The organism is Cryobacterium ruanii, from assembly GCF_004404055.1.
Lineage (GTDB): Bacteria > Actinomycetota > Actinomycetes > Actinomycetales > Microbacteriaceae > Cryobacterium > Cryobacterium ruanii.
Genome location: NZ_SOHK01000015.1, coordinates 1 through 21189, shown reverse-complemented (window position 1 = coordinate 21189; position 21189 = coordinate 1). Strand labels below are relative to the sequence as shown.

Genomic DNA, 21189 nt, shown 5'->3' with positions numbered 1-21189 from the left:
CCGAACGACCAATCGGGCGCCTACGGATCAAAGGAGAACCGGAACATGACCCTGCAAGTTGACACCGAGACGCGGGTGAACCTTCGGGGCCACCTCGTTCCCACCGGCCTGTTCATTGATGGAGACTGGCGAGTGACCGACTCGAGTTTCACTGTCACGAACCCTGCCGACGCAACTGTTATTGCCGAAATGGCCGATGGAACCGCTGAGCACGCATTGGCTGCGCTGGACGCGGCAGTCGCCGCCTCTAGCGGATGGCGCTTATGGGCGCCCCGCCGCCGGGCCGACCTTTTTCATCGGGCCCACGCGCTGCTGGTTGAGCGTGCCGATGCTTTTGCCGACGTGATGGTCTTGGAAAGTGGAAAGCCGCGGGCAGAAGCACAGGGCGAGTTCGCTCTCTCTGCCGGATTCTTTCTCTGGTACGCGGAGCAGGTCGCCCACCTACACGGCACCTATCAGGAGGGGTCGCCCGGAGGCTACCGGATCATCGAGACCCATCAGCCCGTTGGGCCCAGCCTCTTGGTAACCCCGTGGAATTTTCCCCTGCTAATGTCGGCTCGCAAAGCTGGAGCCGCCTTGGCAGCGGGCTGTACCGTCATTATGAAGTCCGCTCGCGAAACGCCTCTGACGGCGGCATTGTTCGTGCAGACTCTGCACGATGCCGGGTTCCCGGCCGGTGTCGTGAACCTTATCCACACCAGCTCCTCGGCCAAGATTTCGAGTGCGGTCATGGCAGACTCCCGGCTCCGCAAGGTGAGCTTCACGGGATCGACCGGTGTCGGCTCGACCCTGCTCACGCAGGCCTCAGAGCACGTCATCAACTCGTCGATGGAGCTGGGGGGCGACGGACCATTTATTGTTCTTGATGATGCTGACGTCGATCTGGCGGTCGATCAGGCCATTATTTGCAAATTCCGGAATGCCGGTCAGGCATGTGTTGCCGCGAATCGCATCATCCTTCACAGTTCAATTGCAGACGAGTTCACCAGCAAGTTCGTCGCACGAACCCGCGATCTCACGGTCGGCGATGGCTTCGACTCGAAGGTCGAGGTTGGCCCGGTCATCTCCCAACGTCAGCTGGACCGCGTCGTCGGCCTCGTGAAGTCCTTTCAGGAAATCGGAGCGACTGTGCTCACAGGTGGAAGCGCGATCGAGGGTGCCGGCTTCTTCTTCGAACCGACTGTTCTGGCCTTCACCACGCGCAGGCACGCGTTCTGCAACGAGGAGCTGTTCGCGCCGGTGGCGGTCCTGTACACGGTCGATTCCGTGCCCGAGGCCTTGGCCTTCGCCAACGACACCCACTACGGACTGGCAGCCTACCTATTCACGAGTGATCTTTCACGGGCGGTCACCATCGCTGAACGCCTCGACTTCGGAATGGTCGGGGTAAACCGGGGCATTATGGCTGACCCCGCGGCACCGTTCGGGGGAATCAAGGCCTCCGGACTGGGCCGTGAAGGCGGACACGACGGAATCTACGAATTTATGGAGCGTAAGTACGTTGCGCTCACCATCGACGAGAAGGCAGGACTCCTCTAATGACTGTTTCAAGCATTGACAACCAGCTCGGCCTCGGCCTGCTTCGCCAACCTCGCTCGGTGTTTTTCGGCCCCGGTCAGCGCCGGCAGATTCCCTTTATAGTCGAGCCTCTGGGTACGTCGGTGCTGATCTGCACGGACGAGCGAATGGCGACGACGGCAGAGTTTCGAGAAGTCGTACAATCGCTGGAATCTCGAGCGCTGACCGTCCACGTTTTTTCTAGTGTGGAACCGGACCTGCCGCGCAGCAACGTGCTCGACCTTCAGGAGCAGTTCGCCTCTGCCGGGATTGAGGTCATCGTAGGGCTCGGCGGCGGTAGCTGTCTTGATATGGCCAAGGTGGCAGGCCTACTTCTGTCCCGCGGCGGCGATGTGCGGGACTATTACGGGGAGAACCTCGTCGAGGGACCCGGCCTGCCCGTCGTCACCGTGCCGACTACCGGGGGTACGGGCGCCGAGGTCTCGTGCATTGCCGTCGTCTTTGACGCCGACAAGGGTATGAAGATCGGGGTGGCCAGCGCCTATCTCGAGCCGGTCGCGGCGGTTGTCGACCCGGAGCTCACCCTCTCCTGCCCTCCCGGCCTCACCGCGGCAACGGGCGCGGACGCTCTTTCACACCTGATTGAGACGTTCACCGACCGGTCCAAGAATCCGTCCGCGGAAGAACTCGCGGCTCACCTATATGTGGGCAAGAACGTACTGACCGATATCTACTGCCGCCACGGGCTCGCCCTTCTCGCGACCTCACTTGAACGCATCGTGGCGGATCCCAGCGACCTTCAGGCCCGATCCGACACAATGCTGGCGGCGTTCTGTGGCGGGATGGCGCTGAATACGGCCGGCACCGCGGGCATCCACGCCATTCAGTCTCCGATCGGAAATCTGACCCACACGCCGCACGGATTCGGCGTCGGCGCCCTTCTTCCTTACCTGATGCGGTATAACTTGCCGGTGAGACAGGCTGAATTCGCGGAAATTGGGCGCATCCTTGGTGTGGCGACAGATTCTCAGACGGAACTTGAACAGGCTCAGGCGGCGATCGTGCGAGTGGAACAGATTCTTGCCGCGCTCGGTGTGCCGCTAAACCTCAGGGAACTCGGCCTGAAGCCGGAAGACTTCGAATTTGTCGCAGACCAGGCTCTGCTGGCATCGCGTTTGACGGCTAATAATCCGCGCCCGCTGACGAAGGAAGACATCGTCGCGATCCTCGAGCGCGGCTACGCCGACGACCGTTCTTGGTGGAGGATCTAGCGCGATGAGTCGGACAGTCGCCATCGCCGGGGCCGGCTCGATCGGTGTGGCTTTCGCCGTGTTGTTCGCGTCGGCCGGCTTTTCCGTTCGGGTCTGGGACGGGCTTCCTGAGTCGTTTGACCGCGCTCGTGATGACCTTAGTGACCGTCTGGCCCTACTCAATGAACACGGGCTGCTCTCTGAGCCGGTCGATGACATTTCGCAGCGGGTGAGTTTTCACGAGATTCTGTTCGATGCGCTGCGTGGGGCGGAACTCGTTCAGGAATGTGTACCGGAGCGCCTCGATATCAAGCGCGTAGTTTTCCAACAGCTCGGGGCATACAGCGAGACGGACGCCGTGCTGGCGAGCTCGAGCTCGGCGATCGTCTCCAGCGAATTCGCCTCGGCTACGCCCGCGCGGGACCGAGTGCTCATCGCCCATCCGGGAAATCCGCCATATCTGATCCCGGTCATCGAGCTGGTTCCATCTGATTACACTGCCAGGGAGACCGTCGAGCGAGCGACGGAGATCTATCGTGCTGCCGGGCTTAGGCCTGTTCTTGTGCGGAAAGAGGTTGAGGGTTTTCTGTTCAATCGGTTGCAGGGCGCCGTGCTCCGCGAGGCCTATTGCCTCGTTCGGGACGGCGTGGCCTCGGTCGAGGACATTGACGAGGTCATGCGCAGCGGCCTCGGCCGCCGATGGAGCGTGATCGGTCCGTTTGAAACGGTGGACCTCAACACCCGGGGCGGAATCGAATCGCATGCAGCGAAGATGGGCCCGGCTTATGAACGCATGGGCTCGTCGCGGGGCCAGGCCGATCCGTGGACGCCTGACTTAATTCAGGCTGTCACGGAACAGCGCCGCTCGATACTGCCGCTGGACCAGTGGGAGAGTCGCGTTCGATGGCGTGACGAAGCCCTCATGAGACTCAAAACCCACTTCGCAGGCGTACCAGACACAAGGCGGCCTGCGCCCAAGACACCCTTCCGTTTATGAGAGGAGCGCCGTTTCCGTCGTGGGGTCCACCCGCGCCTGGTATTCGAGCACGGCGAGTGCGCCCGCTAAACGGATGTGTTCCTCGCAAAGTTGGCGGGCACCGGCCGGATCCCGGTCCACGGCGGCGGACTGAACGATTCCGCGCAGTTCTTTCATCGAGACCTTAACTCGCTCGCTGTCCAGAAACGCGTAGTGCCGAAAGATGCCGATACGAGTATGGATGCCCATCAAGGATGCGGAGAGCACTTCATTCCCCCCACCACTGAGCAGGATTCGATAGAACTCGTCCTTCGATTCGCCCCGCGTGCGCAGGTCGCCGGCCAGATAGGTCGTCTCCATGAGCGCAAGATGCTTGATGAGTTGCCCTACTTGTTCGGCACCAGCATTGCGGGCGAAGAGTGCCCCAGCCAATCCCTCGAGACTGGCGCGCACCTCATAGAGAGATTCGATGTCCCGAGCTGAGAGAATCGTCACAATCGGTCCGCGATTCGGCAGCATCGTGATGAGGCTTTCGGATTCAAGCTGCCTCAAGGCCTCCCGGATGACAGTGCGGGAGACTCCGTAGCGATCGCACAGTGTGCTTTCGAGGAGGCGATCGCCGGGATGCATGATGTTGTCGAGGATGTCTTGACGCAGGATTTCGACTACTTGCTGGCGGAGGGGGGCGGCGCGCTGTGCAATGATCCGGGGGCCAGGCATATTGTGACCTTCAATGTTGACGAGTTGCATCGTGGCGAAGCGCCGGACACTTTTCTATATTAGCGCACGGGTCTGTAATACGGTCAGACAAGCGAGGTCCCCGTCGCCGCGAGGTCAGCGTTGACAAGTAGTGCCGTTGCCCTCAGACCGGGGAGCAGTGCAACCAGCGTGTCTGCGATTGGGGCCCTCGCAACCGTCGACACATTGATTGCCGCAAGGACATTGCCGCGAGAATCGTGGATCGGCATCGCGAGTGAACGAAGGCCGAGCTCGTGTTCCTCGTCGACCAACGAGTATCCCGCATGGCGCACCTCGTGCAAACATGCCTGCAGGTCGGTTAGGGAGGTTTTGGTGTGGGGTGTCAGTGCGCGCGGCGAGCTCGCCTCAATTAGGCTGGCGGCGTCCGTACGGGGCAGAGCGGCAAGGAGGACGCGTCCCATTGCCGTGGCGTACGCGGGGAAGCGGGTGCCAACGGTAATCTGCACCTGCATGATCTTGCGGCCGGCGGACCTCGCAATATACGTGATGTCGCCGCCGTCGAGAACAGCCGCAGAGGCCGACTCGTGTAGCTGGGCACTCAACTCCTGCAAACGCGGGGCGATCACGTCGGGCAAACGCAGGGCCGACAGGTAGCTGTAGCCCAGTTCGAGTACCCGCGGTGTGAGGGAGAATTGCCTGGTGTCGGATCGGACGTAGCCGAGGTGCTCCAAGGTAACTAGGAAACGTCGCGCCGTCGCCCGGGTCAGGTCGGTGACGGCGGCAACTTCGGTAAGCGTCATCCGCGGTCGTTCGGCAGAGAAGGCAGCGATAACCGCGAGTCCCCTCGCCAGCGACTGAACGAAGTCAGGGCTGGTGTCGGGGGTGGGCGTCTGGTTCATTTTCAGTAGCCTAGCGTTCGAGTACGACCGCCAAGCCCTGGCCGACGCCGATGCAAATAGCGGCGACACCGATTCCACCGCCGTTTGCCTCGAGTTTACGGGCGAGTTGGCCAATGACGCGGGCGCCGGATGCTCCGAGGGGGTGGCCTATGGCGATCGCGCCGCCGTCGACATTCAATTTGTCAGGGTCGAGACCGTCCCAGAGACGCGTGCAGGAGAGTGCTTGGGCGGCGAAGGCCTCGTTCAATTCAACAAAGTCCACGTCGGCCCATGTGAATCCGGCCCGCGCGAGGGCCTTGTTCGCGGCCTCGACCGGGGCGATACCGAAGATATCGGGATCATTGGCGGCGACTCCACGGGAGACGATGCGAGCGATCGGGTCGCCCAGGCCAGCATCCTCCCCTGCGATGAGCAGAGCGGCAGCACCGTCGGTGAGGGGGCTGGAATTACCCGCGGTCACAGACCCATCAATTCGGAAGGCTGGCTTCAGCCCGCGCAGGGTGTCGAGTGTGGTGTTCGGTCGGATGCCTTCATCGACACTGAGGTCCGTGCCAGGAACCATCACGATCTGTTTAATGAAGGTACCGTCGGCCCAGGCGGCGGCGGCCCGTTGGTGGCTGCGCACGGCGAATTTGTCCTGCTCGTCGCGGCTGATTCCATAGCGATCGGCCAAAATTTCCGCAGTTTCGCCGAGGGGGATCGTCCAATGGGGGTCCATGGCGGGGTTGGTCATTCTCCAGCCGATGGTAGTCGAATGCAAGGTTGCGTCGGCAGCGGGGAAGCCGTTCCGTGGCTTCTGCATCACCCAGGGAGCGCGTGACATCGACTCGACTCCGCCACTGAACAGTACGCGCGCGTCGCCGGATTCGATGGCTCGACTGGCCTGGATTGTGGCTTCCATGCCTGAACCGCACAGACGGTTGACTGTGGTGCCGGGGATGGATGTCGGGAAACCGGCAAGCAGGGACCCCATTCGTGCCACGTTGCGATTGTCTTCGCCGGCGCCATTGGTTGCGCCCATTATTACATCGTCGATCACCTGCAGGGAGAGCTGCGGGTTGCGGCGGGCGAGTTCGCCGAGGACCAAGGCGGCTAGATCGTCCGGTCGGGTGTCGGCAAGTGACTTGCCGTAGCGGCCGAAGGGGGTACGAACGTAGTCGTAGATAAAGCTGTCGTGGACCATGATTATCCTTCGGTGGGGGTTTGGCGCGAGGTCTGATGGGTGGCGTCGATGATCGGGAGCGCCGTGAGTTCGCGTAGGGATGCCACGGTGGCGCTACCGAAGAGTTTTGTCACTGAAATGCCGGTGTCGGGGACAAGGTCGAAAGTAGCGACCTCGGTGTAGATCCGCGTGACGCAGCGAAGACCCGTGACCGGGTAGCTGAGCGATTCAACGAGCTTGGACTGGCCCGACTTCGTCGTGAGTTCCATCATGACGAAGATCTTCTTGGCGCCGACCGCGAGGTCCATAGCGCCCCCGACCGCGGGAATGGAGCCGGGTACGCCCGTGTGCCAGTTGGCGAGGTCACCGTTCACAGAGACTTGAAAGGCTCCGAGCACAGCGATGTCGAGATGCCCGCCGCGCATCATTCCGAAGGAATCCGAGTGATGGAAGTAGCTGGCACCGGCGAGCTCGGTCACCGAGATTTTGCCCGCGTTCATCAGGTCGAGATCAATTTCAGCCCCGTGGGCTTCTGGCCCCATGCCAAGCATGCCATTTTCGGTATGAAGGATCACCTCTTGGTCAAGTGTCAGAAAGTTGGCGATGCTGGTCGGCAAGCCGATTCCGAGGTTGACGTACGCGCCGGCGGGGATATCGGCGGCGACTCGTTGGGCCATGTCGGTCCGCGTCAGTGGTGCGCTCGTTGCCGGTGTGCTCTCTCGGCTTCCGGTGGTCATGCGTTGGCCTCGTTCGGTGTCTGAACGACCCTGTTGACAAAGATTCCCGGTGTGACGACGTGCTCCGCGTCGAGGGTGCCGAGCGGAACAATCTGGCCGACCTGCGCAATCGTCGTCACAGCAGCAGTTGCCATAATCGGACCAAAGTTGCGGGCTGTCTTGCGGTAGACGAGGTTGCCCCAGCGGTCGGCCTTGTAGGCCTTGATCAAGGCGAATTCCGCATGCAGAGGTGATTCGAATACATAGCCCCGGTCGTCGATGATGCGGCTCTCTTTGCCTTCCGCTAGCAGGGTGCCGTAGCCGGTAGGCGTGAAAAATCCGCCTATGCCCGCGCCGGCGGCGCGAATGCGCTCTGCGAGGTTGCCTTGCGGCACCAGCTCCAATTCGATCTTGCCGGCCCGGTAGGCCTCGTCAAAGATGTGCGAGTCAACTTGGCGGGGGAAGGAACAGATCATTTTGCGCACGTACCCGCCCTTGATTAGAAGTGCCAACCCAACCTCGCCGTTGCCGGCGTTGTTGTTGACGATGGTGAGATCGCGAGCCCCATGGCGGATGAGGCCGTCAATGAGTTCGACGGGCTGGCCGGCCCGGCCAAAGCCGCCAATCATGACAGTGGCGCCGCTAGGAATGTCTGCAACAGCTTCGTCGATGCTGTCTACAATTTTTGAAACCATAATTTTCCTAAAGTTCGCACAACGGACAAGTGTTCGTATAGTGACCCTATCAACGGACGGTGCGACAGGGAAGAGGGGGCACCGGAAGGCCGTTGACGGTGAGGGGCGATGTGCTGTGGTGTCTCTTGGGCAATTGAAGGGGGCGACGATGAGTTCGACATCACTGCTTTCGAAGGGGCCTCCACTCCCAGACGCTGATCGTCGCTCGTCAGGCCGACGGTGATACGCGGCGCGTGCAATACATTGCAAGATCACTAAATGGTTCGAACGCACTGTTGGCCTGACCGTCACCAGGTTTCAGCGCTGGCGCGATGCTTGCGAGACGGGGCGAATCGAATTGAGGCGCGGCGACCCTAGCTAGTCGAGAGTCGTCGTCGATTGAGGAAACGTGCCTACTGCCGGGAGGTCGGCACCCGCGGCAGATCGACTCTGACCATTAACTCGCCAAAAACCCGCAATGTGACCAGTATTAGGCCGTACACCTCAGTATCGGCGCTTACACTGATCCGCATGACAACCGCGGAAATCGGCGGGATTCTGCCCCTGTTGCAGGTTTGCGCTACCGCCGAGACGACTGTCATTTGCTCTTAGGTCGAGTCCACGTACCCAGCTAGCTCCTTAGGTTTCGCTAGCCCCTCAGGTTTCGGCGGAAGCCAGAGACTTGACGCGCAAATGTTTATTCACCGTTTATTGCTCCGAGACCCACCGAGATGCGCCGAGATGTTGAGAGAATGAAGACGACATCTCACGCAAGAAGCTCCTGATCAGACCGAGATAAGTCGAGATCAGCCGAGGTTTGAATTCGCACCTAGGCTCGTCTCCAAAGGCCTCGGCGCAATCCGTCGGTCCCGGGTTCAAGTCCCGGCCGCCCTACTGTAAATTTGATCTGATCAGGGCTTCTTGTCTGTACCGAAAGGGAAAGACTTGACGCACTATCCGTTTATTAACCGTTTATTGCGCAAATCTCCTGGAAACGCGACCTTCGACGCCCGGAATTCCGCGGTACTTAGGTCCGCGGGGGAGCGATTGTAGGCGGTAGGTTTCGGGTTCAAGTCCCATTTCTGCGCTCTTAAATTGATTTGATCAGGACTTTAATTCCCGCGGAAGCGCCAGGACTTGATGCACTCAACGTTTATCCAACGATTATTCCGCGGCGGTTGATTGCTACCGTCGGCCGTTGCGATGGTGCTCGATCCATTTCGATTCACTTGGGCTGGCCTCGAACATCTGAGAATCATGGACTTTGGATGACTCTTCGGGCTCGGTCTCGCGCCCCTGCTCCGACGAGCGCGTGCTCAAGCACGGCACCCGCACGCGTGAGTTCGCCGAGGCCTCCATGGCGACCAGGGCACGCATAGGGCTCCCGCCTGCGCCGGTGGAGATATGCCGTCCTCGACCTCGTGCGTATGACGCCCGGTCATCGGGCTTAATGTCGGGACAGTCAAACGGGCACCGTCGCGATTTCGCCCGGTCGGAACCGCCAGCTTCCAGGGGAATGCCCGTGGGCCGTCCGGCTTACGGGCACGGCTGCCATCGTGAGTGATTCTGTGGTACCCCGAGCGCATGGTTCTCGATTATGCGTACCCACCGCGCAGCGTCAGGTATTCAGGCGGGCATTCTGAGAGTCATGCCGGCGCTTTCGGGCGCGGTCATGTCTCCCGCGACACGTTCTTGTGCCAGGGACGACGCCCCGGCCGAATCGACAACCTCTTGCTAACCTCGGCGCCATGGAGCAGACAAGCACCCCGACCCTCGCTCATGTCAGTGCGGCCGCGCTCACCGGGACGGTCAGGGAATGAAGAACTCTTCGGCAGGTCGGGTCTTTGCGGTCGGGGGCGCACTCGTCCTACTTGGCGTCGGGTTCGTTTTCACCGCTCTCTTTTCATACTTCATTCGCTACTCACAAGTCGACTCACTCATCGGCAGCATCGACAACGACCTCTATCTCCGGCTGAGCCAATTGTTCGCCGCCGAGAAGGCGCTCCTGACTTTGGGCGGTATGACGTTCAGCGCGGGCATAGTGTGGGCAATCTTCGGCGCCGTCAGATTCCGACGCCACACCGCCGTGGGCTGAGCCGTTGGTCCAAGGCAGCACGTTTCACCTCGTCCGGCGTGCATGTCAGTCCCACCCCTCGCCGGGTCCCGAGCGAGCACGAACTCCTTCTGGGGCACCCTCGGGCGAGCGTATGGGACTGGGAAATCACGTTCGACGCGATCCTCGGAATAATAGGTGTCGCCCTCTTCCCGACTGCCCGGCTCGACACTCGACGGGCGTGGCACATACTGCCTTGATGGATCATGCCGGCTCTCTCGCAGAAGTAGCGGGAGTTTCCTAGGGCGAATTCAACTGGTCGAAGCAACACCTCAATTATGGAGGTATCCGATGGGGCGTCCCGCAGGTTGGATGAAGGATTTGACGGGTAGGTTCCCGATGAAGTCGCCGGGTGCGCCGTCGCATCGACGGGAAATCGAGCGAGCATTCTGGGTCGAGGTCGCGCGCGGGCTCTCGAGCGAGAATGCGGCAACGGTTGTTGGCGTGTCGCAGGCAGTCGGTGCCCGGTGGTTCCGACATCGTGGTGGTATGTCTCCCTTGACGCTCGCCCCACTGATTGGTCGCTATCTCTCGTTTGCTGAGCGTGAGGAAATCGCGTTGTTGCGAGTTCAGGGCACGAACGTGCGTGGTATTGCCCGGGCGATGGGCAGGGCTCCATCGACAATCTCGCGCGAGTTGCGCCGCAACGCTGCCACCCGCGGGGGAAAGTTGGAGTATCGGGCGTCTGTTGCGCAGTGGAAGTCGGACCTTGTGGCACAATGCCCGAAGACGGTGAAGCTTCTGGCCAATGACCTGCTGCGCGATTACGTCCAGGACCGTCTCTCAGGAGCAGTCAAAGACGCCAACGGTGAGTCCATCTCCGGACCGGTGACACAGGTGTGGAAGGGGCGCAACAAGCCCCACCGTCAGGACCGACGCTGGGCGACGGTGTGGAGTCCGGAACAGATCGCTGGTCGCCTCCGCATCGACTATCCCCACGATCTGTCGATGCGGATCTCCCACGAGGCGATCTACCAGGCGCTGTATGTCCAATCCCGGGGCGCACTCACCCGCGAACTCGTCACCAATCTGCGAACAGGGCGGTCGTTGCGAGTCCCACGCTCCCGCGCGCGGCACCGGCCGGGCGGCCACGTCACCGCCGACGTGATGATCGACAAACGACCGGAGGAGGTCGCTGCACGAGAGGTCCCCGGCCATTGGGAGGGTGACCTCATTATCGGAACGGACGGGTCGGCGATCGGCACCCTCGTGGAACGCACGACCAAAATCACACTGCTCATCCACCTACCGCCGCTAGAAGGCTACGGAGTGCAACCGCGGGTCAAGAATGGTCCAGCGTTGGCTGGACATGGGGCAGAGGCCACGAGGAAGGCTCTTGTGATCACGATGGGTGCTCTACCGGCGGCGATGCGCAAATCATTGACCTGGGATCGAGGCAAGGAACTGTCCCAACACGTGGAATTGACGCAGGCGACCGGGATTGCCGTCTACTTCGCCGACGCCCACAGCCCGTGGCAACGACCCTTGAACGAAAACACAAACGGACTACTGCGCCAGTACTTTCCCAAAGGCACCAACCTTGCACGATGGGATGCTGACGAACTCGACGCCGTTGCTGTGACACTCAACGACCGACCGCGCAAAATCCTAGGCTGGAAAACCCCCACCGAGGTGTGGGCAGAGCATTTATTATTGACCGAACAGGCCAGTGTTGCGTCGACCACTTGAATTCGCCCAGCTAGCCTCGGTCAGAGTTCCAGAAGTGCTGGTCAACTCTGGTTTTGGCGGCTGGGTTTTGTATGACCTAACTTTTCTTCGGAGCCCACTGGGCGAGGTTGAAGATCTCGGCCAGGTCGTCCTCCTCGGTAACGCGTTCGAGAATACGCCGGACGCAGCGGAACGCAACGCTGTTCCCACGGAACTGGTGCGAGGTTTGTCCGTAGTGGGAACCACCATGGGGAAGACGAATGCGCCGACGCTCGGGCCCCTGGGTGTACCTCGTATTCAGATCGAGGAGGCACTGCCATGACCGAGACCATGGACGACGAGCGCGACGCGAGGATGACGCTCGCGGCACTCTCCGAGCCCGGCGACATCGTCACCGGAACACTGGTCGCGCGGTTCGGCGCAACCGTCGTCGTCGAAGCCGGGCATCGCTCTGGGCCGGCCCGTCGGCGCCGTTTCCGGCCCGGTAACGAGCGCGGCAAGCGCGGGATGCCATCTTCTGATCCAAGAGGGCATCTCGAGTCTGGTCATCGACGCGCAAGATGTGACGGACCTGTTGGACTCCACGGTTGGCTTCTCCGGCGACCGCACGTTCGCGTACTGTCCCACGAGACGGTTCAGCCGGACCGGCCCGGACCTCCGGTTCTAACCGATCACCGCCGAACGGAGGCAGCATTCATGAGCACACCGCGACCGCAGGGCCCCTTCGGCGACGACTCTCGAATGCGATGAGCCCGTAATGCTGTCTTCCGTTCGCCAGTCAGCTGTTTACTTACGCACCGGCGTCGACGAATAAAGTGTCTAAGGACGCAATCGGCAACTTCGCGCGACCTCTCAACCAGCGGCGGAACGCGTCTCGATCATTCAGTAGTGACCGCGAGACCACCCAGGCGGAGTCCTCGACTCTACGGCCGATGGGTTCAACCGTCGGCAGAATAAGGTATGTTTCGGAGGAGGCGCGGCCGCGAACTCCGTGTCGAAGCATCCAATGCAGATGCTCGTTCGCGGCAGGTTCGACCGCTACATTTTCCGGCCAAACTTCCTTCAACCAACCGTCGAGACGTGGCTCGAGCTGTGCAAGTACCTCAGCCAAGAAGTGTCGCTCTGCGACACCGGGAGCCGTTGCGCGAATGCGTTCAACATCTCCTGGAAACGCCATGCCGTACTCGGCAGCCCAGGAACACGCCTCCAACAAAGCCCTGTCGGACGCGCTTCTGATCGGCTGGTGCGGAGCCAGTTGCAGCGTTCCAAGAGAACTCGTCTTGTGACCCAATGCGGACATAACCCAGAGGGCGGAAGCCAGAGCTCGACCGTTGACGAACGCAACCTGCCTTATGACCATGGTGCGATGTTACGCCCGAAGCCGTCGGTTGTGCCGGCGCGACGTACGCGTGGTAACGCACCAGGCTCCAAAACTCGACGGGTCGAGCCGAACTCGGGTATTGCGCGAGGTTGACCGGCGGGACATCATGGTCGAAGGAGCCGACAAGCGGTCTGAAGCCGGTCGTCGAGATCCGGCTTGAGGACGTTGATGTGACTCGGAATAGGCCGTTTCTTCGCCATCGATGGATCGCAGCAGTGTCCATTGGCTTACTAGCGACGATGGGTTTGCTGGGAACTGGCCACGCTGCCGTCGCTGCAGACCCAGCTCCCCAAAGCGCCTCGTCGATGTCAGACGCTGCGCCCACACTCCCAGCAGAAGCCGGTTCCAATCCGGATGGTGCTGTCGTTGCGGGCGCCACCCTCGACTGTGACAAGTTCAGGGGTGCGGTTGCCAGATACGCGCAGGCGCACGGCTACTGCCCCAAGCCCGGTGACGTGACTACGCAGATCGTTCAGACTTACAACTGTGGTTCCAGTTGGATTTACGTGTATAACCGGGGGGTCCGCAGAAATATGAACGTCTCATACGGATTCAACTCAACGAACGGAAACGTCATCTACAGAAACTTGGCAGTTGGCACCTCGGGCGGGGTTGGCTGGAACGACTCTGCTTGGATGAATAGCGCTTATTACGACAGCGGCAACAGGTTCGTTGGTCGCTACAACGTGGGCCAGTACCAGTCCGCAAGTATGTCTGGGGGCATTACCCTGTGGTGGGGCGGAACGTGCACTATCCCAACGATTTCGGCCGGGGCATATCTGTAACGATCCGGCCAGCTCAGCGGCGACCACCCTCGGCGCATTGACGGCGGCGGCGTTCGCTGCCGTCGGGCTGGGCGCTGCACGCGGTGACGATGAAAGGACCGCAGATAAGCAGCATATGTCTCACACTCCAAGGAGTCAGCAACTACCTGCAAGCCTTCCCACCGCGTCGATACTGCGACGGCAGTGCCGCAGACAGGCTGCCCGCCACCGATGCGTTGCGCACGATCGCGTTCGCCCGCCACAACTCGCGGACCTGACGTTCGAGCTGCGCGATGTGCTCGGCGTCGTCGGTTGACAAGGCTCTTCGCAGATGAGGGTGTAGCGGGGCCGGTGGGGCTGGTCGCCGGTAGGTGTCGAGGCCTTCCATGATGGGAGTTCTTACGCTCCCCAACCGGAAGACCTCGAGGTGTCTCACGTTACCTTCGACGCCCCTGATCTGACTCTGTTCTCCCGCCTCGACGCCCTCGGTTTGGAAGCCGTGGGACAACGAGTGAAACCGGGTAGGGCGGTGATCGAGTGCCGGGTGGTCGATTCCGATGAGTGGTGTCGACGATGCGGCTGCCAGGGCGCTGCGCGGGACACCGTCTTCGACCGACCCGGAACATCGAACGGGCCCACCGAGGCGGTCTTTGAGTGTGGTGCTGGCTGGTCAGGATGGCAGTGGTCCTGGCGTCTTGGGTGTGACTCTCGAAGCAATTGGCCCGTCTCGGCGGTGTCCTCCAATGCTCCTCAATCTGAATCATTGACTGGGCCCGGCAAGCAGAGTCGAAGAACGCGTGACCTACAGCCCCGGAAAAGCGGTCAGGCAAACGCACCGGGCAATCTCGATGAGCCCGAAGAGCCCGGGGGTCGGTAATCTCCGGCCGCAGTCGAATCAGAAGCAAATCTGAAGTATGCGTGAAATTAGCACGCCGGAGGCTGGCGTCTGCAGGGCAAAGGTCACCTTGGCCCTTCCTTCCGCAAAGCCTTGAAACGGTCGACCAAACGCTTGAGCACGCAGTCCCGCAGAGGGTTCCCTTGTGACACACGAGTACCATGATTGACGACTCCGCCGGCGACGCGCCAACTTGCCCCGGTAGGGGTCCGGCTTGCGGGAACGGAACGAGCGTTGTTGATTGCTGCGTTCCAAAATGGATGACCGCTCCTCACACGAGAGCACCAAAAGGGCACTGCTGAGCAAACGGTGGGATGACATGAACGATTACGCCGATGCCAAGACCGACGTTATTCATGCAATCAAGGCGAGAGCGAAAGGCGCCTGAGCGCTCATGAGAAACTAGCGGAGTGATTCTGACGCGAAGGCACACGTGGGGTGTTCCCGTTATGTTCGCCGGTATTGCCCTCTCGCTCACCGGTTGTGCCACCGAGTACCACGGCAATAACAGTGAGATCGATGGCACGCTATGGCGGCAGATTGCGGCTTTCGAGGATCCGTTGAATCGAAGCCTGTACCAACCGTGGGTAAACGAACCGGGCGCCTACCTTGACTCACTCCAAGGTGAAGTGTGGAGCGGTTCGGTTGCCTCCGCAGCCGACCTTGACCTGCGGGAGGGTGGCGTGGTCCTTTACGACACCTCCTCGACAGATTCCACGGCCGCACTTTCGGTGTTCATCGCCTCCGGCCCTCGACCCGATGTTCCGACCGATCAAGGCCAGGAATACAAAGGCCCAAGCCAGGTTTTCACCTGTTACCGGATGGAAGCCGCTTTCTCCGCGGAAGCAGCGCCTTCTGTGGGTCGAATCACGGTTGACGACTGCCCACCAGCCCTGATTGACCTGATGCCTGACGGAGCGGCCTTTGCCAGCGGCGAGGTATTCGACGGCTGACCGTGCAAGCGAATCCATCGGGCTCGCTAAACCGCCGTCCACCTTTAGCGGCACGTACCTGCCGGGTCATCCCTTACGAGGTTCCCCTTACGAAAAGCGAGCCGAGGGTCGCCTTGTAGTGCCTCCGCACCTGCTGCTGGTTAGCGACGATCTTGTGAGCGGTGTCGTGAAGATCAACGCATGAACGCTCGCACATTGATATGTATCGGTCACTGATGTATGTTGATGTCATGTCTTCCGCCGCCCTTCATGAGCCCACATTTCTGATCCTTGCGGCTCTAGCGGAGGGCCGGAAACATGGTTACGGCCTGATCGCTGAGGCGGAGACGTTGTCGGACGGTCGAGTGACCCTGCGTGTCGCTACTTTGTACACGGCACTGGATCGATTGCGGAAGGAGGGTCTTATCGCCCCTGCGGGGGAGGAAGTCATCGATGGCCGGCTACGTCGATATTACGAACTGACCGATGACGGCGCTGCGACCCTCACTCAGGAGATCGCTCGGATGGAGCAGCTTGCTGCTCGGGCGACTGTCCGCCTCCGGCACCGCCCTGGTTTCGCCTTCGGCTGGGGTGGCGGAGCCTGGGCATGAGTTACCCCGTGACGGTGGAGCCACTCGCCCCGACGACCCGGTTGGCGATCCGGCTTTTCCCCCAGTGGTGGCGGGAGCAGTACGGAACTGAAGTCGTTGACACGCTCGTCGAGGTGCGCCAGCGACGGCACGGGGATCTGCTGGAGGATTTTCATCTCGCTAGCCGGGGTCTCTGGCTGCGAGCTCGAACGTCGCCCAGTTTCTGGGGTGGCCTGGTCCTGCTGATCGTGATGCTGTGGGCATCATGGCAGGGGCCAAACGCGTTCTTGGTGGAGCGCTATTGGCCTGCGGTCCTGACGGCGGGGGGATCGTCGGCACCGTTTGCCCTCCCGCTGGCGGCGGCGATCGCCGCCATGACAGGGCACCAGCACGGCCGGCGAGCCGCCTCAGGCGTTGGGCCGCGGAGGCGCGTAGCAAGGGCGGCATGGGCAATGACGCCGGTGCTGGCCAGTCTGCTGCTCGGTTACCTGGTGGTTGTTCTTGTAAGCCTTCTCGTTTCTGGCCTCCCCGCGACGGGATCGCCGAGCGCACTGATCGTTCCGTTGTCGTTTGCCGGTCTTGCACTTGGTGCGGTGGCCGTAGGTTTCGCTCTCGGTGCCGTGTTGCCCCCGGTGGTGGCGGTTCCTGTCGCGGGCGGGCTGCTTTACGCGTGGTACCCGGCGCCTCTCGATGGTGTTGTGCTGGCGTGGCGCAATGTGACCGGCGCCGGCCTGACCCAGTGCTGCCTCTGGGTCGATGTCGTCCCGCATCCGCAGGCTCAGCTCATTGCCATCGCCAGTGGCGCAGCACTCGCCGCAATCACCCTGCTGCTGGTCGCCGTACGCCCCGGCGCGCGAAGGTCGGTGTCGTTCGCTGGCGTGGCAGTGACAATCGTGGCGATACTCGTGGCGTTCGCACCGTCCGTTCCTGCGCTGGGTCAAGCCAGTCAGGTCGCACGGGACCTCACCGAATTGCAATGCGAGGGCACATCCCCGCAAGTATGTCTCTGGCCTGAGCAAGATGCAGAGTTCGGACCTGCAATCCGTCCCGTCGTGACCGAGGCGTTTCACCGTGGAGTCGCTGCCGGCCTCCCAATGCGAGCGGCCGTCACCCCGTATGTCGGCGGCCTGAGCGATGGGCAGGAACATGGGTCCCCGATCAATGCGGTCTCCATGCGTTTAGGGGGCTCGGACGCTGCGATCCTCGCCAGCTATGGACAAGCGGTGTACACCTCTGAAAGCTGCGTAGTGCCAGGTGCCGTTGACGGCCCCGCGTTTGGGCGCGAGCAGGGTGTGCAATACGCCATCGCCCTCCTCCTGGGTGCGGAACCGGAAGCCGCGCTCCCGCGCATGGAGCACTCCGTTGAGCTGCGTCTCACCGCCATCGCCTATACGCCCGCCGAGGTGCAAGACCTCATCGGCGTCCACAACATCACAGAAGCGCGCACCACAGTGAACAACTGGCTCGCCTCATGCGGCAGCTAAGACTTCTCGCGGCTGTTGCCGTGGTCGTCGGGCACGGGTACGTCCTCAACGGTATAACGCCGGCACCACGCGTGGGCGGGATCCCTCTCCACACCCTCGGGCTGTATATCTTTTTCACGATCAGCGGGTACCTGATCACGTCGAGTTGGAACCGCTGGCCCAACCTTCCGTCCTTCGTGCGCAATCGAGCATTACGCATCCTGCCCGCCCTCGCGGCGGTCGTGCTCCTCACAGTCGTCGTCATCGGGCCGCTCGCAACCGACCTCACCCTGCGCGAGTACCTGAGTACCTCGCAGACCTGGCTCTACCTCTCCGGTGTGCTCCTCGTCCCCAAGTACGAACTCCCCGGTGTCTTCGACTCCCACGTCTCGCCGGCCGTGAACGGGTCCCTGTGGACGCTGGGCATCGAAGCCTGCTGCTACCTCGCGACGGCGCTTCTCGGCATCGCTCTGCGGAGATTCGCCTGGATCGGAACCCTCATCCTCGGCTCGGTAGCCATCGCTCTCGCGCTGCAACCCGCTGGAAGCTCACTGGAATCGCTGCGTCCGGCCGGAGCGGTGTGCTCCTACTTCGCGATCGGCGCCCTCGCCTGCCACCTCCGCATGGATCGTCTGCATTTCCCGACCGTGCTCATCGTGGGCCTCGCCATCGGGTGGGTTCTGCTCGGCGAATTCAACGCACCGGTCGCAACGACCGCTGCGTGGCTTGTCGTACCCGCGACCGTCCTTGCCATTGCACTGCGCTCTCGAGAATCGAGCTCTGGCGTCGACTTGTCCTACGGCGTCTACTTGTGGGGATATCCAATCCAGCAGCTGGTCATCCAAGTGAATCCAGATCTTCCGGTCACGTTCTCGGTGGCATTGACGATCGTCTTCACTCTGGCGGTCGCGACTCTCTCCTGGCATCATCTCGAAGCGCCGGCCCTCGGTTTGAAACGCCCAGCAAGACCCGAACCCATACAACGCCTTCGATTGAAATCTGCGCTCGGCGCCACCACGGCGTGAGCATGCCCGATTTAACGGCCATCACATCCGGTCGGCAGGCGACATCTGTCCCTGGAACTGCATGACCCGTCCCGTAAGAGGTTCGTGATGGGGCGTGCAGACTCCCCGTATCCCCCCTGTGCGCGCTCTTCTGTTGCGCGTCGTCGGCGCATGCCCCGGCCGGGTAGGCCGGACCGTAGACTCACACTGTACGAGTTGGCGATTGGCAGAGTCGCCAAGCACAGCCGTGACCGAAGGAGGGGGTGCTCTTGCGTCGATCTGGTCGCTTTCCTAGGGCGTGGACATTAGCCGTGGCTGCATCTATGGCGTCCGTCTGCGTATCTCTTACTGGATGCGCATCGATGACGGGCGCGGATGCGGCGAGCCTGGATTCGATCGCGGAGCTCGCGAGAGCTGTTGGTATCGCTCCTGAACTCGTGTACACGACTGAGGTGGACGGCTACGATCTCGCACCGCAGTCGGTCGGGCCGGGTGCTGCAGACGGGATGTCGGCTACCTGGTTCAACAGCAGCACGGGTGCGATGCTGACCATCAAAAGCGATTCCGGGGAACTCACGGAAGCGTCGTGTGCTGCGACACCCCTTTGGGATGCGCCCGGCGGAGCGGTGACGTGTGCCAATGAGGATGGCGTCTGGCATCGGTCGGCTGGAGGCATCCACGAGTACGTCGCGGTGCGAGACGGTGCGCTGATCTGGGTATCCGGAATGAACGACGCGTCGCCAGCGGATCTTCTGACAGCCGCGAAGAAGGTGCACGTGCCATCGGATGCGGAACTCGAACTGCTCTTCTCCGACGTTCCCAAGACTCCGGGCGAACCGGTGGAGCGCGGAGACCTACCTGAGGGTGGCGACGGTGCGCCGATCGATCCGACCGGGCCGGGTGGTTAGTTCCACTCCGCCGAATGCGGCCGCTTGCCGGGCCGCTCCTCATATCTCTAGCCCTAATCCTCGTGGCCGGCGAGGCGCCGTCTGAGCTCTAAGTTCGCACCCTGCGCCTTGACCAGCGCGAGTTGGAGCTGGGTCAGTTCCCTCCGGTAGGCCTCGCGTTCGGATTTCAGCCGGGCCGAAAGACCGCCCGGCAGCGGACGTGCTGGGGCGCTCGTCCGCTCCCGGCGCGGTTACGCGGAGGAGGTGTTTGCTTCGAAGCTGTTCGATACCGGCGGCACCCCTGATGACACCCGACCAAACCAGCGCCGCCCTCGGCATTAAGCGGGACGTTCACCGGACGGTGAACCGCGACAGTCGGCATCGCTTGTCGACGCTCTTTGAAAAGTACACCGTGGGCGGTATCGTCCTGCCTCTCGAAAACTAAGTGACCACATGGGCGCGGAGTGTCAGATGGGAACGGCTTTGGGCCGAGGTGACGTTCGCGTTCGGTTTCACGTCAGATCGTCCCGGTGGGGGTTCGGCTTACGGGCCTGTGCTGGCGCCCGCAGTGGCATTCGCATCCGGCTCGGTTCGTGTCACTCTTGGATGCCCTCGGAGTCACCGTGAATGTTGGATCGCTCTTCGTTGTGGGTACTTTCCCGTTGAACGGTGGCGAACCATCGTGGGTTTTAGAGTTGGTTGAGGTGGTTGCGAGTGGCGAGGACAGAGTAATCGACTGGGGCATTTGCCGTTTCAGCGGAGGGTTCTGGTTCCCCTGCCACGATGCGTAGAGGGAGTAGGCCAGCCCACACAGAGCGATCCTCTCCATCTCCTGGCTCCTCAATTAATGACGAACTGTTGTCTTTCACGCTTGCCGTCGTGAGCGGCACCCGAAGGACCATCGTTGCGGCCAGCTCACGCTGAAGAATTGGCCGTACTTCCCCTGCCCGACCAGGCATCAGGTGTTCAGCCAGCATCACGAGTGCGGCTTCTTTCTCGGCGTCCGGAAGGGCGGTCGCAACCCCGTGAATAACGGCCGCGCGATACCGCATTGAGCTATCGAAGAGCGAGCGAGCATAGACGAGCCCATCGAGATGAGTCACGGCTGTCAGCGACGGTGAAGAAGTAGGCCAAATACGACGGTGTAAAACTAGGCCACTGTTGTCTTATTATTGTGCCGCGTTCTGGGCTCGGACTGAAGGCAGGGATTCGATTCCGGTGTTCCGGAGTCGATAACTGGCGCCTTTCAAGGTAAGGACGTCGGCGTGGTGGACGATGCGGTCGATCATGGCTGCGGCCACGATTTGGTCTCCGAATACGTCACCCCAGCGCGCGAACGCGAGATTGCTGGTCAAGATCAGCGATGCGTGTTCGTAACGACTGGAGACGAGTTGAAAAAACAAGTTGGCGGCGTCTTGTTCGAACGGAATGTAGCCGACCTCGTCGACGACGATGAGGCCGTAACGGCGGAGCTTGACGAGTTCCAGGGCGAGTCGGCCCTGTTGGTGGGCCGTTTGCAGCCGGGCCACCCAATCCACGGCAGTAGCAAATAACACCCGGTGGCCGGCATGGGCGGCCTTGATGCCTAATCCGATCGC

General features: G+C 61.6%; 19 protein-coding genes and 1 pseudogene. 13 read left to right on the top strand and 7 right to left on the bottom strand.

The genetic code is table 11. The features are described 5' to 3' along the window. The first annotated feature begins 45 nt into the window (after window positions 1–45). From E3T47_RS09740 to E3T47_RS09730, 3 genes are read left to right on the top strand one after another with little or no spacing between them, the layout of a single operon-like run. Entirely contained in the window at window positions 46–1539 is a 1494-nt protein-coding gene (locus E3T47_RS09740) for an NAD-dependent succinate-semialdehyde dehydrogenase (RefSeq protein ID WP_134555893.1), read from the top strand. Next, window positions 1539–2789 (top strand): iron-containing alcohol dehydrogenase, encoded by a 1251-nt coding sequence (locus E3T47_RS09735; protein ID WP_134555892.1) that lies wholly within the window; start codon window positions 1539–1541, stop codon window positions 2787–2789. The genes E3T47_RS09740 and E3T47_RS09735 overlap by 1 nt, the downstream gene beginning before the upstream one ends. Before the next feature lie 4 nt (window positions 2790–2793). Next, on the top strand, window positions 2794–3765 hold the full coding sequence (locus E3T47_RS09730; protein WP_134555891.1) for a 3-hydroxyacyl-CoA dehydrogenase: 972 nt from the start codon (window positions 2794–2796) through the stop codon (window positions 3763–3765). Here E3T47_RS09730 and E3T47_RS09725 read toward each other — a convergent pair. Genes E3T47_RS09725 through E3T47_RS09705 form a run of 5 tightly spaced genes read right to left on the bottom strand, consistent with a single transcriptional unit; the run spans window position 3760 to window position 7915 of the window. Next, window positions 3760–4494, bottom strand: coding sequence for a GntR family transcriptional regulator (locus E3T47_RS09725; RefSeq protein WP_198416619.1), 735 nt, complete (start codon window positions 4492–4494; stop codon window positions 3760–3762). The two genes, E3T47_RS09730 and E3T47_RS09725, sit on opposite strands and share 6 nt — an antisense overlap. Window positions 4495–4547: 53 nt before the next feature. After that, on the bottom strand, window positions 4548–5342 hold the full coding sequence (locus E3T47_RS09720; RefSeq protein WP_134555890.1) for an IclR family transcriptional regulator domain-containing protein: 795 nt from the start codon (window positions 5340–5342) through the stop codon (window positions 4548–4550). Window positions 5343–5352: 10 nt separating this feature from the next. After that, the gene (locus E3T47_RS09715) at window positions 5353–6525 is read right to left on the bottom strand and encodes a thiolase family protein (protein ID WP_134555889.1); all 1173 of its coding nucleotides are present in this window, start codon (window positions 6523–6525) and stop codon (window positions 5353–5355) included. 2 nt (window positions 6526–6527) lie between these two features. After that, entirely contained in the window at window positions 6528–7241 is a 714-nt protein-coding gene (locus E3T47_RS09710; RefSeq protein WP_134555888.1) for a 3-oxoacid CoA-transferase subunit B, read from the bottom strand. Beyond that, window positions 7238–7915, bottom strand: coding sequence for a 3-oxoacid CoA-transferase subunit A (locus E3T47_RS09705; RefSeq protein ID WP_134555887.1), 678 nt, complete (start codon window positions 7913–7915; stop codon window positions 7238–7240). The genes E3T47_RS09710 and E3T47_RS09705 overlap by 4 nt, the downstream gene beginning before the upstream one ends. Window positions 7916–9710: 1795 nt before the next feature. Between E3T47_RS09705 and E3T47_RS09700 the strand changes: the two genes are divergently transcribed. The 10 genes and pseudogenes from E3T47_RS09700 (at window position 9711) to E3T47_RS09655 (ending at window position 19612) form a co-directional block, all read left to right on the top strand. Beyond that, window positions 9711–9989: a hypothetical protein gene (locus tag E3T47_RS09700; protein WP_134555886.1), complete on the top strand. Its 279-nt coding sequence runs from the start codon at window positions 9711–9713 to the stop codon at window positions 9987–9989. A gap of 330 nt (window positions 9990–10319) precedes the next feature. Then, the gene (locus E3T47_RS09695; RefSeq protein ID WP_134555885.1) at window positions 10320–11696 is read left to right on the top strand and encodes an IS30 family transposase; all 1377 of its coding nucleotides are present in this window, start codon (window positions 10320–10322) and stop codon (window positions 11694–11696) included. Between the two features lie 34 nt (window positions 11697–11730). Next, window positions 11731–11997, top strand: coding sequence for a hypothetical protein (locus E3T47_RS09690; protein ID WP_134555884.1), 267 nt, complete (start codon window positions 11731–11733; stop codon window positions 11995–11997). 2250 nt (window positions 11998–14247) lie between these two features. Then, window positions 14248–14436 (top strand): annotated as a pseudogene (locus E3T47_RS09685) (ISL3 family transposase); the annotation flags it as partial. A gap of 535 nt (window positions 14437–14971) precedes the next feature. Next, window positions 14972–15103 carry a GrpB family protein gene (locus E3T47_RS16885; RefSeq protein WP_134556182.1) on the top strand — a complete coding sequence of 44 codons (132 nt, stop codon included), beginning with the start codon at window positions 14972–14974 and terminating at the stop codon, window positions 15101–15103. A gap of 61 nt (window positions 15104–15164) precedes the next feature. After that, the gene (locus E3T47_RS09675) at window positions 15165–15668 is read left to right on the top strand and encodes a hypothetical protein (protein ID WP_134555883.1); all 504 of its coding nucleotides are present in this window, start codon (window positions 15165–15167) and stop codon (window positions 15666–15668) included. 230 nt (window positions 15669–15898) lie between these two features. After that, window positions 15899–16258 (top strand): PadR family transcriptional regulator, encoded by a 360-nt coding sequence (locus E3T47_RS09670; RefSeq protein WP_134555882.1) that lies wholly within the window; start codon window positions 15899–15901, stop codon window positions 16256–16258. 431 nt (window positions 16259–16689) lie between these two features. Then, window positions 16690–17721, top strand: coding sequence for a hypothetical protein (locus E3T47_RS09665; protein WP_134555881.1), 1032 nt, complete (start codon window positions 16690–16692; stop codon window positions 17719–17721). Next, the gene (locus E3T47_RS09660) at window positions 17709–18725 is read left to right on the top strand and encodes an acyltransferase family protein (RefSeq protein ID WP_134555880.1); all 1017 of its coding nucleotides are present in this window, start codon (window positions 17709–17711) and stop codon (window positions 18723–18725) included. The genes E3T47_RS09665 and E3T47_RS09660 overlap by 13 nt, the downstream gene beginning before the upstream one ends. A 341-nt stretch (window positions 18726–19066) precedes the next feature. Continuing rightward, a complete protein-coding gene (locus E3T47_RS09655) occupies window positions 19067–19612 on the top strand; it encodes a hypothetical protein (RefSeq protein WP_241982134.1) in 546 nt (181 codons plus the stop codon). Window positions 19613–20280: 668 nt separating this feature from the next. Here the strand turns inward: E3T47_RS09655 and E3T47_RS16805 are convergent. Together E3T47_RS16805 and E3T47_RS09645 are read right to left on the bottom strand one after the other, a co-directional pair. Then, the gene (locus tag E3T47_RS16805) at window positions 20281–20694 is read right to left on the bottom strand and encodes a pyridoxamine 5'-phosphate oxidase family protein (protein ID WP_198416618.1); all 414 of its coding nucleotides are present in this window, start codon (window positions 20692–20694) and stop codon (window positions 20281–20283) included. A 66-nt stretch (window positions 20695–20760) separates the two neighbouring features. Further along, a partial coding sequence (locus E3T47_RS09645; RefSeq protein WP_166805685.1) for an ATP-binding protein occupies window positions 20761–21189 on the bottom strand: 429 nt, incomplete at its 5' end.

Bases quoted from the DNA above. Each gene is read 5' to 3' on its own strand.
- E3T47_RS09740 (WP_134555893.1), top strand. From the start codon at position 46: ATGACCCTGCAAGTTGACACCGAGACGCGGGTGAACCTTCGGGGCCAC.
- E3T47_RS09735 (WP_134555892.1), top strand. From the start codon at position 1,539: ATGACTGTTTCAAGCATTGACAACCAGCTCGGCCTCGGCCTGCTTCGC.
- E3T47_RS09730 (WP_134555891.1), top strand. From the start codon at position 2,794: ATGAGTCGGACAGTCGCCATCGCCGGGGCCGGCTCGATCGGTGTGGCT.
- E3T47_RS09725 (WP_198416619.1), bottom strand. From the start codon at position 4,494: ATGCAACTCGTCAACATTGAAGGTCACAATATGCCTGGCCCCCGGATC.
- E3T47_RS09720 (WP_134555890.1), bottom strand. From the start codon at position 5,342: ATGAACCAGACGCCCACCCCCGACACCAGCCCTGACTTCGTTCAGTCG.
- E3T47_RS09715 (WP_134555889.1), bottom strand. From the start codon at position 6,525: ATGGTCCACGACAGCTTTATCTACGACTACGTTCGTACCCCCTTCGGC.
- E3T47_RS09710 (WP_134555888.1), bottom strand. From the start codon at position 7,241: ATGACCACCGGAAGCCGAGAGAGCACACCGGCAACGAGCGCACCACTG.
- E3T47_RS09705 (WP_134555887.1), bottom strand. From the start codon at position 7,915: ATGGTTTCAAAAATTGTAGACAGCATCGACGAAGCTGTTGCAGACATT.
- E3T47_RS09700 (WP_134555886.1), top strand. From the start codon at position 9,711: ATGAAGAACTCTTCGGCAGGTCGGGTCTTTGCGGTCGGGGGCGCACTC.
- E3T47_RS09695 (WP_134555885.1), top strand. From the start codon at position 10,320: ATGAAGGATTTGACGGGTAGGTTCCCGATGAAGTCGCCGGGTGCGCCG.
- E3T47_RS16885 (WP_134556182.1), top strand. From the start codon at position 14,972: ATGGATGACCGCTCCTCACACGAGAGCACCAAAAGGGCACTGCTGAGC.
- E3T47_RS09675 (WP_134555883.1), top strand. From the start codon at position 15,165: ATGTTCGCCGGTATTGCCCTCTCGCTCACCGGTTGTGCCACCGAGTAC.
- E3T47_RS09670 (WP_134555882.1), top strand. From the start codon at position 15,899: ATGTCTTCCGCCGCCCTTCATGAGCCCACATTTCTGATCCTTGCGGCT.
- E3T47_RS09665 (WP_134555881.1), top strand. From the start codon at position 16,690: ATGACGCCGGTGCTGGCCAGTCTGCTGCTCGGTTACCTGGTGGTTGTT.
- E3T47_RS09660 (WP_134555880.1), top strand. From the start codon at position 17,709: ATGCGGCAGCTAAGACTTCTCGCGGCTGTTGCCGTGGTCGTCGGGCAC.
- E3T47_RS09655 (WP_241982134.1), top strand. From the start codon at position 19,067: ATGACGGGCGCGGATGCGGCGAGCCTGGATTCGATCGCGGAGCTCGCG.